The sequence below is a fragment of the Streptomyces sp. DG2A-72 genome (assembly GCF_030499575.1).
Lineage (GTDB): Bacteria > Actinomycetota > Actinomycetes > Streptomycetales > Streptomycetaceae > Streptomyces.
In genome coordinates, this window is record NZ_JASTLC010000001.1 from 8,925,302 (window position 1) to 8,943,926 (window position 18,625).

Below are 18,625 nucleotides of genomic sequence, written 5' to 3' on the forward strand. Positions count from 1 at the left end.
TTCCTATTCGCCCCGGCGCTGCACGAGGCGCCAGTTGATGATCGAGAAGAGCACGACGACCAGGAAGATGCCCCAGGCCACCGCGGCTCCGTACCCGAAGTCGTTGTTGTCGAAGGTCTGTTGGAAGAAGTAGAGGACCATCGTCTGGCCCGAATGGCCCGGACCGCCCGCGAACGTCGAGTCGTTGGACGAGGTCTGGAGCAGGACCTGCGGTTCGGAGAAGCTCTGCAGGCCGGTGACCGTGGAGACCACGAGCACGAACAGCAGCGTGGGCCGCAGCAGCGGGAGCGTGATCCGGAAGAAGGTCTGGATGGGCCCGGCGCCGTCCACGCGCGCCGCCTCGTACAACTCGCCCGGGATGGTCTGGAGCCCGGCGAGGAAGATGATGGCGTTGTAGCCGGTCCACTGCCAGGTCATCAGCGCCGCGATGGTGACCTTGATGCCCCACGGCGTGTTCAGCCAGGCCACCTGGTCGAGGCCCACCGCGTTGAAGACGGCGTTCACCATGCCGTTGTTGGTGGCGAAGATGGAGCCGAAGACGATGGCGATCGCGACGACCGAGGTGACGTTCGGCAGGAAGTACGCGACCCGGTACAGGCCCTTGAACCGGACCGCGGAGTTGAGCATCACGGCCGTGACCATCGCCAGGAAGATCATGGGGAAGGTGGCCAGCGCCCAGATGATGATCGTGTTGCCGATCGAGTTCCAGAAGTCGGTGTCGCTCAGCAGGTACTGGTATTGCGAGAGCCCGGCCCACTCCATGGAGCCGAGGCCGTCCCAGCGGTGGAAGGACAGGTAGAGGGAGAAGCCGACCGGGAACAGGCCGAAGCCGAGGAAGATCAGGTAGAAGGGGGAGATGGCGGCGTAGAGGTGCCAGTACTTGCGGAAGCCCTTCTTGGGCTGTGTCGGGGCGGGCTGCGCCACAGCGGGCGGGGTCTGCTCGAGAACGGCCATCAGTAGCTCACCCCCAGGTGCTTCGCGATGCGCCGGCACTTGCTCATGGCGTCACTCCAGGCCTTCTTGGGGTCCTTGCCGAGGACACCGACGTTCTTGATCTCGTCCTTGAGGGGCTGCCCGAGCGCGATGTCGAACGGGCTGTTGTAGGCGACCACGATCTTCTGCGCGGCCGGCCCGAAGACGTCGGTCGTGACCTGGCCGCCGAAGAAGTCGTCCGGCTCCTGCATCGGCTTCAGGCCGTAGGAGGCGGGCGTGGAGGGGAAGAGGCCCGCGTCGACGTAACCCTGCGCCTGGTTGGACGCGTTGAGCATCCAGGTGATGATCTCGAAGGCCCGCTCGGGCTCCCGGCACGCCTTGGTGATCGACAGGAACGAGCCGCCGCTGTTGGCGGGCCGCACGGGCATCTGCGCCACCCGCCACCTGCCCTTGGTCTTCGGCACACCGTTCTTGATGTCGAAGCTGGCCCAGGAGGCGTTCAGCTGGCTCGGCAGCTTGCCGTCCTGGATGGCCGACAGCTGGTCCGGAGTGCCGCTGACCAGGTCCGAGACGATCCTGCGCTGCTTGGCCTCCACGGCGAGCGCCCAGGCCCGGCGGACGTGCTCCTGGTCGCCGATGAAGTGGCGGTCCTTGTCGACGTACCGCTGCGCGCCCTGCTGCACGACGTTCTCGAAGACGGAGTTGACGTCGGTGAGCAGCCGGGCCCCCGGGACGCGCTTGGCGAGTTGCACGCCCGCGTCGAAGAACTTCTCCCAGGTGTTCAGTCCGCTCGACACGTCGTCGGGCTCGTACGGCAGCCCCGCCCTGCGGAACACGTCGTACTGGTAGTAGTGCGCGACCGGCCCGCAGTCGATCGGGAAGCCGACCATCGTGCCGTCGTCGGCGATGCCCTGGTCCCACTTCCAGGACAGGTACTGGCTGCGGTACTTGTCCGCGCCAAGCGTCCGCAGATCGATGAACTGGTTCGCGTTCGGCAGGTAGGCGGCCATGTCTTCGCCCTTGAGTCCCGCGATGTCGGGGATGTGGGCCCGGCCGGTGATGGTGGTGATGAGCTTGGAGCGGTACTGGCCGCCGATCTGGATGGCCTGGAGGTCGACCGAGTTGTCGTATCGCGCTTTGGCGCCTTCGACGACCTTGTCGCTCAGGCCGCCGCTCCAGTACCACAGCACCATGTTCCGGCCGGTCGACCCGGTCGGAACGGCACAGCCGGTCGCCAGGCCGCCGAGTGCCGTGGCGGCCGTACCGGCCAGGCCCGCGCGCAGCAGGCCTCTTCGTGAGAGCCGCACAGCTCCCACCGCCTTTCGGATGTTCACGGATCTTCGAGGATCTTCGTGTGCCAGAGGGATCAGGGGGATCAGGGGAGATCAGGGGAGATCATTGGGGGGAGTTCGGGGGCGTCAGCGGCGCGTACCGGACCGGTGGTCCCAGGTCAAGCGGCATCCGGTCGGCCAGGAAGCCGTACGAGCGCCGCAGTTCGGGGTCGTCGAGCGCCTGCCACCACTGGTGGATGCCGTACCAGCCGGGGGCGGCCAGCGCTCCGGTGTGGTGCCGTACCGAGAGGCCGGACGCCAGCACCGCGAACTTCAGCCGCTCCGCCAGCGGCCAGCCGCCGAGCGAGGCGGCGACGAAGCTCGCGCCGAACACGTCGCCGGCGCCGGTCGCGTCCAGGACATCGATGTCGAGGGCGGGAACCTCCGCGTACTCGCCCGTCGTCTGGTCGGCGGCGATCGCGCCGTCGCCGCCGCGGGTGACCACGGCGACCGGCACCAGCTCGGTGAGCGTGCCGAGCGCCGCGACCGCGCTGTCGGTGCGGGTGTAGGCCATCGCCTCGGTCTCGTTGGGGAGGAAGGCGTGGCACAGGGAGAGCTGGTCGAGGAGGTCGGTGGACCACTGCTGGGTGGGGTCCCAGCCGACGTCCGCGTAGATCTGCGTGCCGTTCGCGGCGGCTTTGCCGAGCCAGGCGCGGGGTTCGGCCTCGATGTGCACCAGGGCGGCGCGCGCCTCGGGCGGGTCGCCCATCAGCGTGTCCTGCGAGTACGGCGGTTCCTGGCCGTGGGTGACCAGGGCCCGGTCGTGGCCGTGCGCGATGGAGACGGTGACCGGGGTGGGCCAGCCGTCCGCGGTGCGGGAGAGCGAGAGGTCGACGCCCTCCTGGTCGGCGAGGACGTCACGGCAGTGCTCGCCGTAGAAGTCGTCGCCGAAGACCGTGGCCAGGGAGGTCTTCAGGCCGAACCGGGACGCGGCCACCGCGAGGTTCGCGATGCCGCCCGGGCCGCAGCCCATGCCGGACGTCCAGATCTCCTCGCCCGGCGTCGGCGGCTTCCCGAGCCCGGTGAGGACGAGGTCGTAGAAGAGCAGCCCGGTCAGCAGCACATCGGGCCTGTCGTCGTCCACGCGCACATCCCTTCGTGGGAGCTCGTCAAAACTCGTCATTTTCGATGACCGGAATCGTGCGCTGCTCGGCGACATTGGTCAATACCTCAGCAGAAGTGAGCATGGAAATGATTGAAGATGACGAGTAGTGTTCACGGCGTGCTGGCAGAACGACGACACCAACTCATCCTGCGGGCCCTGCGCTCCGGCGGCCCCGCGGCCGTGACCGATCTCTCCGAGCAGCTGGGTGTGAGCCCCGCCACGATCCGGCGTGACCTGGTGAAACTCGAGGAGGACGGCCTGCTCACCCGGGTGCACGGCGGCGCCGTGGCGGAGGAGGGCGACCAGCCCTTCGCCGAGGTCGCCGAGGTGCGCGTGTCCGAGAAGGACGCGATAGCCGAGCACGCGGCGGGGATGATCAAAGACGGTCAGTCGGTGCTGCTCGACATCGGCACCACCGCCTACCGCCTGGCCCGCCGGCTGCACGGCCGCCGGCTCACCGTGATCACCAGCAACCTGGTGGTCTACGAGGAGCTCGCCGACGACGAGGGCATCGAGCTGGTCCTGCTCGGCGGCATGGTCCGCCGCGACTACCGCTCCCTGGTCGGCTTCCTCACCGAGGACAATCTGCGCCAGCTGCACGCCGACTGGCTCTTCCTCGGCACCAGCGGAGTGCGCCCGGGGGGTCAGGTGATGGACACGACGGTCGTCGAGGTGCCGGTCAAGCGCGCCATGATCAAGGCCGGCGACCGGGTCGTCCTGCTCGCCGACTCGGCGAAGTTCCCGGGCACGGGCATGGCGAAGGTATGCGGTCCCGAGGACCTGGACATGGTGGTGACGAACGCTCCCGTGAACACGGCGACGCGGTCCTCCCTGGAGGAGGCGGGCGTCGACGTGTTCGTGGCAGGAAAGGTGCAACCTTGAAGCTGACGATTCTGGGCGGCGGCGGATTCCGCGTGCCGCTCGTGTACGGGGCGCTCCTCGGGGACCGCGGCGAGGGCCGGGTGACCCGGGTCGTGCTGCACGACCTGGACGTCGGCCGGCTCGACGCCGTGACCCGCGTCCTGGCCGAGCAGGCGGTGGACGCCCCCGACGCTCCCGAGGTCACCGCTACCACCGACCTCGACGAGGCGCTGCGCGGCGCCGACTTCGTGTTCTCCGCGATCCGCGTCGGCGGCCTGGAAGGGCGCGCGAACGACGAGCGGGTGGCCCTGGCGCAGGGCGTCCTCGGTCAGGAGACGGTCGGCGCGGGCGGCATCGCCTACGGCCTGCGCACGGTGCCCGTCGCCGTCGACATCGCCCAGCGCGTGGCCCGCCTCGCGCCGGACGCCTGGGTCATCAACTTCACCAACCCCGCGGGCCTGGTCACCGAGGCCATGTCCCGCCACCTCGCGGGCCGCGTCATCGGTATCTGCGACTCGCCGGTCGGCCTCGGCCGCCGTATCGCCCGCGTCCTCGGCGCCAACCCGCGCGAGGCCTGGATCGACTACGTCGGCCTCAACCACCTCGGCTGGGTCCGCGGCCTGCGCGTGGCCGGCCGCGACGAGCTGCCGCGGCTGCTCGCCGACCCCGGCCTGCTCGGCTCCTTCGAGGAGGGCAAGCTCTTCGGCCCCGACTGGCTGCAGTCCCTCGGCGCGATCCCGAACGAGTATCTGCACTACTACTACTTCAACCGGGAAGCCGTCCGCTCCTACCAGGAGGCCCACCAGACCCGCGGCGCCTTCCTGCGCGACCAGCAGGCCCGCTTCTACGAGGAGATGCGCGACCCGAGCGCGGCGGCCCTGCTCGCCTGGGACCGCACCCGCGCCGAACGCGAGGCGACGTACATGGCGGAGAACCGGGAGACGGCGGGCGCCGGCGAGCGCGACGCCGACGACCTCTCCGGCGGCTACGAGAAGGTCGCCCTCGCGCTGATGCGGGCCATCGCCCGCGACGAGCGCACCACCCTGATCCTCAACGTGCGCAACGAGCACACGCTCTCCGTCCTTGACAACGATGCCGTCATCGAGGTCCCGTGCCTCGTCGACGCCAACGGCGCCCACCCCGTCGCCGTCGATCCGCTGCCCGACCACGCCACCGGGCTCGTCTGCTCGGTGAAGGCGGTCGAGCGCGAGGTCCTCGCAGCGGCCGAGTCCGGGTCCCGTGCGACGGCCGTGAAGGCCTTCGCCCTGCACCCGCTCGTCGACTCCGTGAGCGTGGCCCGCAGACTGGTCGACGGCTACACCCAGGTTCACCCTGGTCTCACGTATCTTGCGTAAGCGCTTTCCCGGCAGGCTCTTCATCTCCCCGTACGCTCTCTGGAGACTCTGATGCACGACGAACGCCAAAGGATCGAAGAGCGCGTCCAGCGCCTTCACGACCAGCGCATCAAGGCCGCGATCTACGCGGCCACGGTGCCGTTCGAGGTCAAGGCCTGGCAGGCGCCGGGCGAGCCGGTCTCCTTCGAGGAGGCGGCGGCCGCTCCCTACGCTCCCTTCGCGATGGACACCCCGTGGGGCCCGCCGTGGGGCACGACCTGGTTCCGGATGCGCGGACAGGTGCCCGCCGAGTGGGCCGGCAAGCGCGTCGAGGCGGTCATCGACCTCGGCTTCATCGGCGACTGGCCCGGCAACCAGGCCGAGGCGCTGGTCCACCGCACCGACGGAACCCCGCTGAAGGCGGTCAACCCGCTCAACCAGTACGTGCCGATCGCCAACCCGGCGACCGGCGGTGAGCAGATCGACTACCTCGTCGAGGCGGCCTCCAACCCGGACATCCTCGCCGACAACTTCTCGAAGACCACGCCCATGGGCGACGTCCTGACCGCCGGCGACAAGCCCCTCTACACCTTCCAGCGCGCCGACCTCGCCGTCCTCGACGAGGAGGTCTTCCACCTCGACCTGGACGTGCAGGTACTGCGCGAGCTGATGCTGGAGCTGGGCGAGCACGACCCGCGCCGGCACGAGATCGCGCACGCCCTGGACCGGGCGATGGACCTGCTCGACCTCGACGACGTCTCCGGCTCGGCGGCCGAGGTGCGTGAGGCGCTCAAGCCGGTGCTGTCGAAGCCCGCGAACGCGAGCGCGCACATCGTCTCCGGCGTCGGCCACGCGCACATCGACTCCGCCTGGCTGTGGCCGATCCGCGAGACCAAGCGCAAGACGTCCCGCACCTTCTCCAACGTCACCGCGCTCGCCGACGAGTACGAGGACTTCATCTTCGCCTGCTCACAGGCCCAGCAGTACGAGTGGGTGCGCGACAACTACCCGCAGGTGTGGGCACGCATCCAGGAGTCGGTGAAGAAGGGCCAGTGGGCTCCGGTCGGCGGCATGTGGGTGGAGGCCGACGGCAACCTGCCCGGCGGCGAGGCGGTCGCCCGGCAGTTCGTGCACGGCAAGCGGTTCTTCATCGAGAACTTCGGCGTCGAGACCAAGGGCGTGTGGCTGCCGGACTCCTTCGGCTACACAGCGGCCTATCCGCAGCTCGCCAAGCTGGCCGGCAACGAGTGGTTCCTCACCCAGAAGATCTCCTGGAACCAGACCAACAAGTTCCCCCACCACACGTTCTGGTGGGAGGGCGTCGACGGCACCCGTATCTTCACGCACTTCCCGCCGGTCGACACCTACAACGCCCGCTTCAGCGGCGAGGAGATGTCCCGCGCGGTCCGCAACTACCAGGAGAAGGGCAGCGCCACCCGCTCCCTCGCCCCCTTCGGCTGGGGCGACGGCGGTGGCGGCCCCACCCGCGAGATCATGGAACGGGCGCGCAGGCTGGCCGACCTGGAGGGCTCGCCGAAGGTCGTCGTCGAGCACCCGGACGACTTCTTCGCCAAGGCCCGCGAGGAGTACGAAGACGCCCCGGTCTGGGTCGGCGAGCTCTACCTCGAACTGCACCGCGCCACGTACACCTCGCAGGCCCGCACCAAGCAGGGCAACCGCCGCTCCGAACACAAGCTCCGCGAGGCCGAGTTGTGGGCGACGACGGCGGCACTGCACGCGCCGGGCTACACCTACCCGTACGAGAAGCTGGACCGCCTGTGGAAGACGGTGCTGCTGCACCAGTTCCACGACATCCTGCCGGGCTCGTCGATCGCCTGGGTGCACCGGGAGGCGGAGGCCGAATACGCCCGTGTGGCAGAGGAGTTGGAGGCGCTGACGCGGGAGGCGGTGGACGCCCTCGGCGGTGGCGGACCCCGGGTGTTCAACACGAGTCCGTACGAGCGTTCCGAGGTGCTGCGCGCGGCCGACCGGCCGGTCTATGTGGAGGTACCGGCCGGCGGCAGCGCACCTGTCGCCGCCGCCGAGCCCCCGCAGCCGGTGACGGTCGAGAACCGCACCCTCGACAACGGTCTCGTACGCGTGACGGTGGCGGAGGACGGAACACTGTCGTCCGTCCACGACCTGCGGGCGAACCGCGAAGTCCTCGCCGACGCCGGCAACCTGCTCCGCCTCCACACCGACCTTCCCAACTACTGGGACGCCTGGGACGTCGACAAGCACTACAAGAACCGCTACACGGACCTGCTGGACGCCTCGGAGATCACCGTCGTCGAGCAGGACCCGCTGGTCGGCGCGATCCGGGTGGTGCGGTCCTTCGGCAACGGCTCGACCATCACCCAGACCATCACCCTCCGCGCCGGCAGCCCCCGTATCGACTTCGAGACGGACATCGACTGGCACGAGGCCGAGAAGTTCCTCAAGGCGGGCTTCCCGGTGGACATCCGGGCCCCGCACTCCTCCGCCGAGATCGCATACGGCCACATCCAGCGCCCCACGCACACCAACACCAGTTGGGAGGCGGCCCGCTTCGAGGTCTCCGGCCACCGCTGGGTGCACATCGGCGAACCCGGCTACGGCGTCGCCGTCATCAACGACTCGACGTACGGCCACGACGTCTCCCGCACGGTCCGCGAGGACGGCGGTACGACGACCACGGTCCGCCTCAGCCTGGTCCGCGCCCCGCGCATCCCGGACCCGGAGGCCGACCAGGGCCGCCACCGCTTCACCTACGCGCTGCTCCCCGGCGCGACCATCGAGGACGCCGTCGCCGAGGGCTACGCCCTCAACCTCCCGCTGCGCGTGGCGGATGCGGCGGGCGCCCCCGAGCCGGTCGTCTCCGTCGACGGCGAGGGCGTGACCGTCGAAGCGGTCAAGCTCGCCGACGACCGGTCCGGCGATGTCGTCGTCCGGCTCTACGAGTCCCGCGGCGGCCGCGCCCAGGGCGTCCTGCGCACCGGGTTCCCGCTGGCCGGAGCGAAGGTGACCGACCTGTTGGAACGTCCGCTTGCGGACGAGCACGTTGAGGTTGTCGACGGCGGGGTCGCGGTCGGGTTGCGGCCGTTCCAGGTGCTGACGTTGCGTCTCGCTCGCGCGTAGCGCTCCGCTGGAGGGGCGCGTCGTTTGCTGCGGGTCTGTGGGGGCTGGTCGCGCAGTTCCCCGCGCCCCTTAGGTGGGACGCGGCACCGCCCATGATCAGCCGCCCGCCCCTTCTCCTTCGAAGTGACCTATTACCGTCGGGAGTTCAGCCGTGCCCATACAGCAGTGGTTCACGGACGCCAAGCTGGGCATCTTCATCCACTGGGGGATCTACGCGGTCGACGGCGTCCAGGAGTCCTGGTCGTTCTACGACGACATCGTCCCGTACGACGCCTACATGTCCCAGTTCGACCGCTTCACCGCATCCCGGTACGAGCCGCGGGACTGGGCGAAGCTGTTCGCCCGCGCCGGCGCCAAGTACGCCGTCCTGACCACCCGCCATCACGATGGCGTCGCCCTCTGGGACACCGCGTACGGCGAGCTGAACGTGGGCCGGGACCTGATATCCGGATACGCCGGCGCCCTGCGCGAGCAGGGCCTCAAGGTCGGCTTCTACTATTCGCACTCCGACTGGAGCCACCCCGACTACGCCTCCACGCGCAAGCCGGGCCGCCCGCCGGAGCTGGAGGACAACCGCTACTCGGAGGTGGCGGCCGAGTTCGAGGACCTGGAGGCCTGGGAACGCTTCCTCGCCTACCGGGACGGCCAGATCCGCGAACTCACCTCCCGCTACAAGCCGGACCTGATGTGGTTCGACGGGGAGTGGGACCGCAGTGAGGAGCAGTGGCGCATCCCCGAGTTGGCCGCGCTGATCCGCTCCGAGGTCCCGGACGTCGTGTTCAACGCCCGCATGCTCAGCGAGGGCGACTACGCGACCCCCGAGCAGGGCGCCCCGGTCGTCCCGCCCGAGGGCCCCTGGGAGCTGTGCCTGACGATCAACGACTCCTGGGGCCACCAGCACCACGACCACAACCACAAGTCGGTCGACCAGCTGATCCGCTACTTCACCGAGACGATCGGCGGTGGCGGCAATCTCCTCCTCAGCGTCGGACCGAGGGAGGACGGCACGATCCCGCAGGAGCAGGCCGAGCGCCTCGAAGGGCTCGGCGACTGGATCGCCCAGCACGCGGAGGCGGTGTACGGCACGGTACGGGGGCTGCCCGCCGGGCACCACTACGGCCCGAGCACCCTCTCCAAGGACCGCCGCACGCTGTACCTGATCCTGTTCGACGCCCCGCGCGCGGAGATCAACGTACGCGGTCTGCTCGGTTCGGTGCGCAGGGTCACCGTGCTCGGCAGTGGCACCGAACTGGACCATCGGATCACCGGAGGCCTGCACGAGACGCCGGGCGTGCTGTGGATCGAACCGCCCGCCGCGGCGGACCTCGACCCGCACGCCACGGTCCTCGCCGTCGAGTTGGACGGCGAGCTGGAGCTGTACCGGGGGGCCGGACGTTTCTGATCCTGGACACGTTGTCCCAGGAACTCCCATGAAGATTTAAGGAAGCGGTAAAGCGCCTGGTCACGGCCGGATTCCCGGAGCCCGTGACCATGGCGCTTTGCTTCTTGGACACTTGGAGTTTGCCTACTGCCCGTGGGATGCGAAGGTAAGGCGGAAGAGAAAGGTGTCGCGGTGGGAGACTCGCGTAAGTCAGCGATCGGCAAAGGGCTGAGGCGCCGGGGGAGGCTGATGATGCAGGCGGTGAGCCCGCCGCGTCGCACCCTGGACGCCATTCCGTCGCCCCGGCCCGCCGCGAAGCTGAAGGAGTCGACGTACGTCGCTCCGATCGCCCCGCGCCTGGTGGAGTCGCCGGTCTTCGTGCTGTCCTCGGTGCGCTCGGGCTCCACCCTGCTCCGCGTGCTGCTGAACAGCCACAGCCGGATCCGCGCCCCGCACGAGATGCATCTGCGCACCGTCCACGTCCAGCTGACCCGCAGCTTCACCGCGGACGCCATGAAGGCGCTGGAACTCGACAAGGCCGAGCTGGAGCACCTCCTCTGGGACCGGGTGCTGCACCTGGAGCTGACCCGCAGCGGCAAGGACATCATCGTCGACAAGACGCCACCCAACACCCTCATCTGGCCCCGCCTGGACCGATGTTGGCCCAGCGCCCGCTACATCCTGCTGCTGCGCCACCCGGGCGCGATCGTCGCGTCCCTGACCGACCGCCGCCGGGACCCCGACCACGAGGCCATCCGCGCCGAGGTGCTCAACTACTCGGAGAAGCTGGAAGAGGCCCGGCAGAAGCTCGGGAACGCGCACATCGTCACGTACGAGGAACTCACCGCCGAACCGGAGAAGGCCACCCGCGCGCTGTGCGACTACCTGGGCGTCGAGTGGGAGTGCGGCATGCTCGACTACGGCAACAAGGACCACGGCACCTTCCGCCCCCAGCTCGGCGACTGGAGCAGCACCATCAAGTCGGGCCGCATCCAGCCCGCCCGCACCGCCGACCCGACCGCCGAACTGCCGCCGCGTCTGCAGGAGATCGCGAAGGCGTGGGGGTACGAGGTCCAGGCACCGTAGACACCCCCACACCGACGCCCGCCCAGTCACGGATCTGGGTCCAGGTCGCCGGTGAGTCGATTTGCGGCTCCGCCGTGTGGGCGCGAGCAACCACAGACCACCCGCACCCGGCAGACAACCTAGAGCGGCAGTGCCTGCGCCGCCGCACCCGACTCCATCGACTCAACCGGCGCAGGCGAAGGCACCCTCGACAGCGGCACAGCCTCCCGCTGCTGAGGCAACGACACCGGCCGCAACGGCCGCGGCCCGGAGACCACCGTGTAGTCCTGCCCCAGGAACGGCGGAACCACCTCACCCGGATCCTCACCGAGCGCCAACTGAACAGCCGCCCAAGGCGCGTTGACACCGCACAACGACAGCTGATGCAGCCCGCCGGCCGGACGCGTGTTGACATCCATGAGGACCGGCGTGTCCCCGAACATCCGGAACTGGATGTTGGACAGGTAGTGCAGCCCGAACCCCTCCGCGATCGCCCGCGCCGGCGCCAGCCACTGCTCGTGCAGCGTGAACCCACGTCGCCGGCCGTCCTTCGTGCGGCCCACCGCCAGCCGGATCCGGTTGTCGGGCCCGGTGAGGCAGTCCACCGACACCTCCGGCTGCTCGAGGCGCGGCATGACCAGCCAGTCCACCGGCTCGTCGGACTGCCGTACCGCCTGCACGACCAGGTCGAGAGGGACGTACGAACTCGGGAAGCCGTTCAGGTGCATCATCGAGAACGGGGTGCGGGTGATGTTGCGGAAGCCCACCCCGCCCGCGCCGGACGCCGGCTTGAAGCACGCCTTGTGGCCGCCCGCCTCCAACTCCTCGACAACGGCGACGAGTTCGTCCGCCGACCGCACCCGCCACCACGGCGGCACCGGCACGCCGATCGCCTCGACCGCCTCGTACGCGATCACCTTGTCGTGGAAGACGGCCACGGCCTCGGGCGGCGGTGCGAGCACCGCCGTGCCGACCGCCTCGAAGTCGGCGCGGTGTGCCACGATCGCCGACTGCTGCATGCGGGGCACGAACACGTCGATGCCGCGACGCGCGCACTGGTCCAGGGCGTACTCGACATACGCGGCCGGGGACAGGCCCTCCGGCTCGAAGTCGGCGGTGTCGGCGGCGGCCAGCACGGGGGAGTCGGCGTCCCCGTGCGTGGCATGGATCTCGACGGCCCGATCGCTGGGATTTCGTCGCAGCTGATCCATGAAGAACACGTTCTCCGCGTACGTGCGGTTGAGCCAGACGCGTACGCGAGAGACCATGCAGGCCGCCTTTCACGGTTCGCGGGCACGGCGGAGCAGGCCGGGCCCGGCCAGATCGAATGGAGGGAACACCAAACTGCCCCTGGTGAAGGGAAGTCCGTGGTGGTGGTGTTGGGGCGATCATACGGCTTCGCGGGGGTGTGGCGTGCAACGTACGTGTTACGGATTCTCGGATGTTGCCTGTCGGGACGATGTTCTCCTGATAACCCGCGCGGCCCGCCGTCGAGATCCGCCTTGTCCGGGGGCTTCGGATGTGCTGTCGTGGAGCCATTCGTGCGCGGAAGGGGCGAACACGTGACGTCGACGGCCGGCGGTGCCGGACAACTGCTGGCCATCAGCGATCTGCACATCGGCTACCCGGAGAACCGCGCCCTCGTCGAGAAGATGCACCCCGAGACGGACGACGACTGGCTCCTGGTGGCCGGCGACGTCTCCGAGACCGTCTCCGACGTGCGCTGGGCCCTGAAGACCCTCGCCGGCCGCTTCCGCAAGGTCGTCTGGGCCCCCGGCAACCACGAACTGTGGACCCACCCGAAGGATCCCGTCACCCTGCGCGGCGTCGCCCGCTACGAGCACCTCGTCGAGGAGTGCCGGGAACTCGGCGTGCTCACACCCGAGGACCCGTACCCCATCTGGGACGGCCCCGGCGGCCCGGTGGCCGTGGCGCCGCTGTTCCTGCTCTACGACTACTCGTTCCTCCCGGCCGGCTGCGCGACCAAGGACGAGGGACTGGCGTACGCGCACGGAACCGGCATCGTCTGCAACGACGAGTATCTGCTGCACCCCGACCCCTACCCGAGCCGCGACGCCTGGTGCCGGGCCCGGGTCGCGGCCACCGAGCGCAGGCTCGCCGAGCTGCCCGACGACCTGCCGACGGTGCTGGTCAACCACTACCCGCTGGACCGGCACCCGACGGACGTCCTGTGGTACCCCGAGTTCGCCATGTGGTGCGGCACCGAGCTGACGGCCGACTGGCACCGCAGATTCCGGGTCCAGACCATGGTCTATGGTCATCTGCACATTCCGCGGACGACCTGGCACGACGGTGTCCGCTTCGAAGAGGTGTCCGTCGGATACCCGCGAGAATGGAGCAAACGCTCCCAGGAGCCGGGGGCACTGCGCCGCATACTGCCCAGGGAGGTAGGGCCAGGTGATCGAGGAGCTGCTGCCCGCCTCGGTGGTGGTCGTGGAGACGTACGGTAACGACGAGCCGGCGCCTCTGTACCCCGAGGAAGAGGCGGTCGTGGCGCGGGCGGTCGACAAGCGCCGCCGTGAGTTCGCCACCGTACGGGCCTGTGCCCGCCGCGCCATGGAGAAGCTCGGCGTGCCGCCGCAGCCCGTGCTGCCCGGCGAGCGCGGCGCACCGGGCTGGCCGGCCGGCCTGGTCGGCAGCATGACCCACTGTGAGGGCTACCACGCCGCCGCCCTGGTCCGCGCCACCGACCTCGCCTCGATCGGCATCGACGCCGAACCCCATCACCCGCTCCCGGAAGGTGTCCTGGCCGCTGTGTCCCTGCCCACGGAGGGACCGCGGCTCAGCAGCCTGTCCGCGCTCCACCCGGACATCCACTGGGACCGGCTGCTGTTCAGCGCCAAGGAGTCCGTATACAAGGCGTGGTTCCCCCTCGCCCGGCAGTGGCTGGACTTCACCGAGGCCGACATCGAGATCTCCGCGGACCCCGGCGATCGGCTCGGCGGCGCCTTCCGCGCCGAACTCCTGGTCCCCGGACCGCTGATCGGCGGCCGGCGGCTCCGTCACTTCGAGGGCCGCTGGACCGTCCGGCGCGGCCTGGTGGCGACGGCCGTCGCCGTGCCCCACCAGGCCAGGGCGTAGGTCAGGCCTCCGGGCACCAGCTCTGCAGCAGCCGGAAGAACTCCTCCTCGTTGCCCGCAAGCCCCGCTTCCGCCAGCGCCTGCTCCGCCTCGGCCAGCACGGACGGCGGAACGGCAGGTGGCAGGCCACCGCCCGGCGGGCCGGCAGCGGTGTCGAAGGCCGCACGCACGGTATGCAGCAGCCGCAGATAGGCCTGTACGGCGGCGCGCTCACGGTCGGTCACCAGGGCGGTCTGCATCGGTCGGCTCTCCCCACGTCGGCGTCGGTCGGGCGCGCCTCCGCACTCGGGTGGCACGCACCTCCAAGTTTGCCGCCCACCACTGACAATCGGGCTTGGCTACCTGCCGGTTCGCCCACTCAGCCCAGGGCGAGTGCCCGGCGAGTGCCCACCAAGGCCCACTGGTCCGACGCGCCGGCCGCGAGGGAGCCGTAGGGGGCGCGCCGGTGTCGAGACAGCGAACGCGCGGAGGCGCGAAGCGCTGAGCACGTTCGCTGTCTCGACACCGGCATTCAGCGCCCCCGGAGGCGACCGAGCCATTCAACACAGCGGCGCGAAGCGCTGAGCACGTTCGCTGTCTCGACACCGGCATTCAGCGCCCCCGAAGGCGACCGAGCCATTCAACACAGCGGCGCGAAGCGCTGAGCACGTTCGCTGTCTCGACACCGGCATTCAGCGCCCCCGAAGGCGACCGAGCCAGTGTCACGGCCCCAGATACCCCAGCGACGCCTCGATCCGCCCCGCCAGACGATCCCGCTGCACCGGCCCCCGCGACGACGAACCGGCAAGCCAGGTACGGCACTTGCTGGCCAGCAGGAGGCCGAAGCTCTCGGCGTCCTGCTCGTCGGCGAGGTCGAAGCGGGTGCGGGCGGCGATCCGGCGGACGGTGTCCTCGAGGTCGGCCTCGTCGCTGAGCAGCCGGGCTGCGACGGCGGCGCCCTCGACATGGTGGCTGCAGTGCCCGGCCTTCATGTGCCACAGCTCGTGGCCGAGGATGACCAACTGGTGGTCGGGGGCGGTGCGTTCCTCGACGACCACGACGTCCTGGTCGGCCATGTCGAGCCACAGCCCGCTGGCGGTGCCGGGCGGGAAGGCGGCCGTACGGAAGTGGACAGGACGGCCGCGGCGTCTGCTCATGGCGTCGCACAGAGCGCCGTACAGTTCCTCGGGCCGTGCCGGTGCGGGGAGCGCCAGCTCCGCGACCAACTCGCCGCACAGGCGACGCATTTCCTTGTCGATGCCCACTGCTCTCCCCCGGCTCACGACTCGGGCCGCTTGACGCTCTCCAGGAGCATGTCCAGCCATTCGGCGACCTTGTCGCGGTGCTGGTCGGTGGGCAGCTGTGCGGCCCGCCAGGCGATTCCGCGGACGCCGTGGTCCTGCAGCAGCCGCTCCAGCGGGTCGTCGGCGGCGGCTGCCGCCTCCCGCTCACGGTCGGCGAGCTTCTGCAGCAGTTCCTGCTCGGTGCGCTGAAGGGCGCCCGCGAGCGCCTCGGGGTCCTCGGCCGTCAGGAATCCGGCGTGCACCCGGAAGAAGCGCTGGATGGCGTCGCAGTGCTCCATCGTGGGACGCCGGTCGCCGTTGATGAGAGCGCCCGCCTGCTGCCGCGACATACCCGCGCCGTCGGCGATCTCCTGCTGGGTGTACTTGCGCCCGTTCGGCTTGAGCCGGGTGCGGCGCAGCAGGTCCAGGCGTTGCAGAAACCTCGCCTGCACATCGGGCTCGCCCGCCGGCCGGCCGCTCAGCAGGGCCTTGACCACGGGCTCGGGGACACCGGAGGCGACGGACAGACGGCCGGTGGCGAAGACGTCCGCGTGCGCCACGCCCAGCCGGTCGGCGAGTGCGGTGACCCGGGCGACGACGGCCGGCAGAGCCGCCGTCACGGCGCCGGGACCCTCGAAGCCATCCGTCACCGACAGATCTCCCACGTCTCTCACAGGCCTTCTCACCGGCATTCTCACCACACACGGTTGCCGTGAACTTCCCGGAGAGTAGCCGGTGGTTCGAACTCACATCCAGGTCTCGCCACAACTGTGGCCAATTTCAGCCGTCAACCGGCATGAAATGCCACGATAGTTGACACGCCTCGCGTCGGGGCAGGAGGATCAAGGCGCCGCGTGAAGGCCGCATAGGCAAGAGGGGTGACCTCCCGATGGCATATCAGGCAGGTGGGCAGCGGCCGGCGCCGCGGCCCGTCCCCGAGAGTCTTGAGGCCCAGGCGTATCTCCATGACTACGCCACCCTCCTGGAAGCCGTCACCTTCCCGTCCGTCGTGCTCGATCACCGGTGGGACGTGGTCCTGACCAACACCGCTTTCGAGACACTTTTCCGCGGCATCGGCCCGCACCCCACGGCCATGCCGTACGACAACTTCCTGCGCTTCGTCCTGTTCCATCCGGACGCGAGCACGGTTCTCGGCGAACACGAGTCGAGCTGGTGCCTGCCCATGCTGGCCCTCTTCGCCGCCGCCGTCGAGCGGCACGGCCATGACCACGGGCTGCAGTCGATCCGTCGGGACATCGCCCAGGACCCCATCATGGAGGCCGCCTACCGGCACGGCCTGCCGCACTGGATCCGCGCGGTGGGCGAGCAGGCCCTCGCCCACGACGGCGCGGTCCGCCCGCTGCTGCACCCGGACCCGCGCTGGGGCGCCACGGACTGCCGGGTCGTCGACGAAACCCCCCGGACGCTGCACGAGATGGGCTACACGCGGATGACGCTGGTCCTGCGCCCCGCCCGCCGCGCCACCCCCACCGGCCGCAGGCCCGCACGAGCCCGCCGCACGGCGAGCCACCTCACGGTGGTCACCGCCCCCGACGCCTGACCGGGCACCGCCGGCGTTCAGGTCGCCGACGGCGCTCTGGTCAGGACGGGGCGCGTCGCCCCCTTTCCGGTTCTGTCGCCCCCTTTCCGGTTCTGGGGTCAGCCCGCGAACTCCCGCATCCACGCCTCGACTTCGTCGGCCGAGCGGGGGAGCCCCGCCGACAGGTTCTCGTTCCCGTCCGCCGTCACCAGCACATCGTCCTCGATCCTGACGCCGATGCCGCGCCACTCCTCGGGGACGGTCAGGTCGTCGGGCTGGAAGTAGAGGCCGGGCTCGACGGTCAGGCACATACCGGCTTCCAGCACGCCGTCGATGTAGTCCTCGTTGCGGGCCTGCGCGCAGTCGTGCACGTCGAGACCGAGCATGTGACCGGTGCCCGCCATGGTGAAGCGGCGCTGGAGATCCAGCTCGTACACGCGCTCGGCCGGGCCCTCCAGGAAGCCCCACTCCACCAGGCGGGCGGCCAGCGACCGCTGGGCGGCCTCATGGAAGTCGCGGTAGTGCGCACCGGGCTTGACCGCGGCCATGCCCGCCTCCTGGGCCTCGTGCACCGCGTCGTAGATCTCACGCTGCAGCGGCGTGAAGGTGCCGCTGATCGGGAGCGTGCGCGTGACGTCGGCGGTGTAGAGAGTGCGGGTCTCCACGCCCGCGTCCAGCAGGAGGAGTTCGCCTGGGCGGACCGGGCCGTCGTTGTCCTGCCAGTGCATGATCGTGGCGTGCTCGCCGGCCGCGCAGATCGAGCCGTAGCCGACGGTGTTGCCCTCGACGCGGGCCCGGCGGAAGAAGGTGCCCTCGATCCACCGCTCCGACGTGGCGATCGCCTGCGACAACTCCCGTACGACATCGGTGAATCCGCGGACCGTCGCATCCACGGCGCGGCGCAGTTCGGATATCTCCCACTCGTCCTTGACCAGCCGCAGTCCGGAGACGGCCTCCTCGAACTCGTCGTCCCGCTCCTCGTCGGTGGCGAGCACCGCATCCAGGGACGGGTCGACGCCGCGGACGACACGGGTGGGGGTGTTGGTCGACTTCGCGAGGTCCTCGGCGATCGTACGGATGTCCCGGCACTCCATGCCGAGCACCAGCTCCGACTCGGCGAGCGTACGGCGGCGGCCCATCCACAGCTCGGCGGTGTAGCCCGTCCAGAACTCGTCGGTGTCCCTGCTGTCACGGGGGAGCTGGTAGCAGTGCGCGTCGTGGCCGCCGTCCGGGCGGGGTTCCAGGACCAGGGCGCCGTCGCGGGCCTGATCGCCGGTCAGGTGCACATAGCCGGTGTACGGGCGGTACGGGTAATGGGCGTCGTTCGAGCGGATCTTGAGGCCTCCGGAGGGGACGACCAGCCGCTCTCCCGGGAAGCGGGCCGACAGCGCGGCGCGGCGGCGGGCCGCGTAGGGGGCCTGCTCGGTCTGTCGCAGATCCGTGCGTTCGGTGTCGGCCCAGCCCGTCCGCATCAGGGCGGACAACTCGTCGGAGATTCCTCGGTAGAGAGAGTTCTTACGGCCGTTGGCCATGTCGGGGGCACCTCTTCCGTGTGTGACGTCGGGTGACATCGTTCCCAGCTGGAGCGGTATGTG

Annotated in this window: 16 protein-coding genes; 8 read left to right on the plus strand and 8 right to left on the minus strand. The window is 69.9% G+C overall.

Annotated features, from left to right (window positions below; genetic code table 11):
• Positions 1 to 3: 3 nt before the first annotated feature.
• From QQY66_RS42385 to QQY66_RS42395, 3 genes are all read right to left on the minus strand, one after another.
• On the minus strand, positions 4 to 954 hold the full coding sequence (locus QQY66_RS42385) for a carbohydrate ABC transporter permease (RefSeq protein WP_301985731.1): 951 nt from the start codon (positions 952 to 954) through the stop codon (positions 4 to 6).
• On the minus strand, positions 954 to 2,240 hold the full coding sequence (locus tag QQY66_RS42390) for an extracellular solute-binding protein (RefSeq protein ID WP_301987680.1): 1,287 nt from the start codon (positions 2,238 to 2,240) through the stop codon (positions 954 to 956). Before QQY66_RS42390 ends, QQY66_RS42385 begins: the two co-directional genes overlap by 1 nt.
• A gap of 88 nt (positions 2,241 to 2,328) precedes the next feature.
• Positions 2,329 to 3,348, minus strand: a complete 1,020-nt coding sequence (locus QQY66_RS42395) for a carbohydrate kinase family protein (protein WP_301985732.1) — start codon at positions 3,346 to 3,348, stop codon at positions 2,329 to 2,331.
• A gap of 138 nt (positions 3,349 to 3,486) precedes the next feature.
• Between QQY66_RS42395 and QQY66_RS42400 the strand changes: the two genes are divergently transcribed.
• From QQY66_RS42400 to QQY66_RS42420, 5 genes are all read left to right on the plus strand, one after another.
• Positions 3,487 to 4,251 carry a DeoR/GlpR family DNA-binding transcription regulator gene (locus QQY66_RS42400; protein WP_301987681.1) on the plus strand — a complete coding sequence of 255 codons (765 nt, stop codon included), beginning with the start codon at positions 3,487 to 3,489 and terminating at the stop codon, positions 4,249 to 4,251.
• Complete coding sequence (locus QQY66_RS42405) at positions 4,248 to 5,585, plus strand: 6-phospho-beta-glucosidase (protein WP_301985733.1); 1,338 nt, start codon at positions 4,248 to 4,250, stop codon at positions 5,583 to 5,585. Before QQY66_RS42400 ends, QQY66_RS42405 begins: the two co-directional genes overlap by 4 nt.
• 51 nt (positions 5,586 to 5,636) lie before the next feature.
• Positions 5,637 to 8,681 (plus strand): glycoside hydrolase family 38 C-terminal domain-containing protein, encoded by a 3,045-nt coding sequence (locus QQY66_RS42410; protein ID WP_301985734.1) that lies wholly within the window; start codon positions 5,637 to 5,639, stop codon positions 8,679 to 8,681.
• Positions 8,682 to 8,832: 151 nt separating this feature from the next.
• Entirely contained in the window at positions 8,833 to 10,083 is a 1,251-nt protein-coding gene (locus QQY66_RS42415; RefSeq protein ID WP_301985735.1) for an alpha-L-fucosidase, read from the plus strand.
• Positions 10,084 to 10,314: 231 nt separating this feature from the next.
• Positions 10,315 to 11,148, plus strand: coding sequence for a sulfotransferase (locus tag QQY66_RS42420; protein WP_301987682.1), 834 nt, complete (start codon positions 10,315 to 10,317; stop codon positions 11,146 to 11,148).
• A gap of 119 nt (positions 11,149 to 11,267) precedes the next feature.
• Here the strand turns inward: QQY66_RS42420 and QQY66_RS42425 are convergent, their stop codons facing one another.
• Positions 11,268 to 12,395, minus strand: coding sequence for an ATP-grasp domain-containing protein (locus QQY66_RS42425; RefSeq protein ID WP_301985736.1), 1,128 nt, complete (start codon positions 12,393 to 12,395; stop codon positions 11,268 to 11,270).
• Between the two features lie 294 nt (positions 12,396 to 12,689).
• Here QQY66_RS42425 and QQY66_RS42430 point away from each other — a divergent pair, with 294 nt between their 5' ends.
• On the plus strand, positions 12,690 to 13,598 hold the full coding sequence (locus QQY66_RS42430) for a metallophosphoesterase (protein WP_301985737.1): 909 nt from the start codon (positions 12,690 to 12,692) through the stop codon (positions 13,596 to 13,598).
• Positions 13,546 to 14,229, plus strand: a complete 684-nt coding sequence (locus QQY66_RS42435) for a 4'-phosphopantetheinyl transferase (RefSeq protein ID WP_301985738.1) — start codon at positions 13,546 to 13,548, stop codon at positions 14,227 to 14,229. The genes QQY66_RS42430 and QQY66_RS42435 overlap by 53 nt, the downstream gene beginning before the upstream one ends.
• Before the next feature lies 1 nt (position 14,230).
• Here the strand turns inward: QQY66_RS42435 and QQY66_RS42440 are convergent, their stop codons facing one another.
• The 3 genes from QQY66_RS42440 to QQY66_RS42450 form a co-directional block, all read right to left on the minus strand.
• The gene (locus QQY66_RS42440; protein ID WP_301985739.1) at positions 14,231 to 14,467 is read right to left on the minus strand and encodes a hypothetical protein; all 237 of its coding nucleotides are present in this window, start codon (positions 14,465 to 14,467) and stop codon (positions 14,231 to 14,233) included.
• A 462-nt stretch (positions 14,468 to 14,929) separates the two neighbouring features.
• Entirely contained in the window at positions 14,930 to 15,454 is a 525-nt protein-coding gene (locus QQY66_RS42445; RefSeq protein ID WP_301987683.1) for a toxin-antitoxin system, toxin component, read from the minus strand.
• 32 nt (positions 15,455 to 15,486) lie between these two features.
• Entirely contained in the window at positions 15,487 to 16,140 is a 654-nt protein-coding gene (locus QQY66_RS42450) for a helix-turn-helix transcriptional regulator (protein WP_301985740.1), read from the minus strand.
• A 239-nt stretch (positions 16,141 to 16,379) separates the two neighbouring features.
• Between QQY66_RS42450 and QQY66_RS42455 the strand changes: the two genes are divergently transcribed.
• Positions 16,380 to 17,051, plus strand: a complete 672-nt coding sequence (locus QQY66_RS42455) for a hypothetical protein (protein ID WP_301985741.1) — start codon at positions 16,380 to 16,382, stop codon at positions 17,049 to 17,051.
• A gap of 98 nt (positions 17,052 to 17,149) precedes the next feature.
• Here the strand turns inward: QQY66_RS42455 and QQY66_RS42460 are convergent, their stop codons facing one another.
• On the minus strand, positions 17,150 to 18,562 hold the full coding sequence (locus QQY66_RS42460) for an aminopeptidase P family protein (RefSeq protein ID WP_301985742.1): 1,413 nt from the start codon (positions 18,560 to 18,562) through the stop codon (positions 17,150 to 17,152).
• Positions 18,563 to 18,625 lie beyond the last annotated feature (63 nt).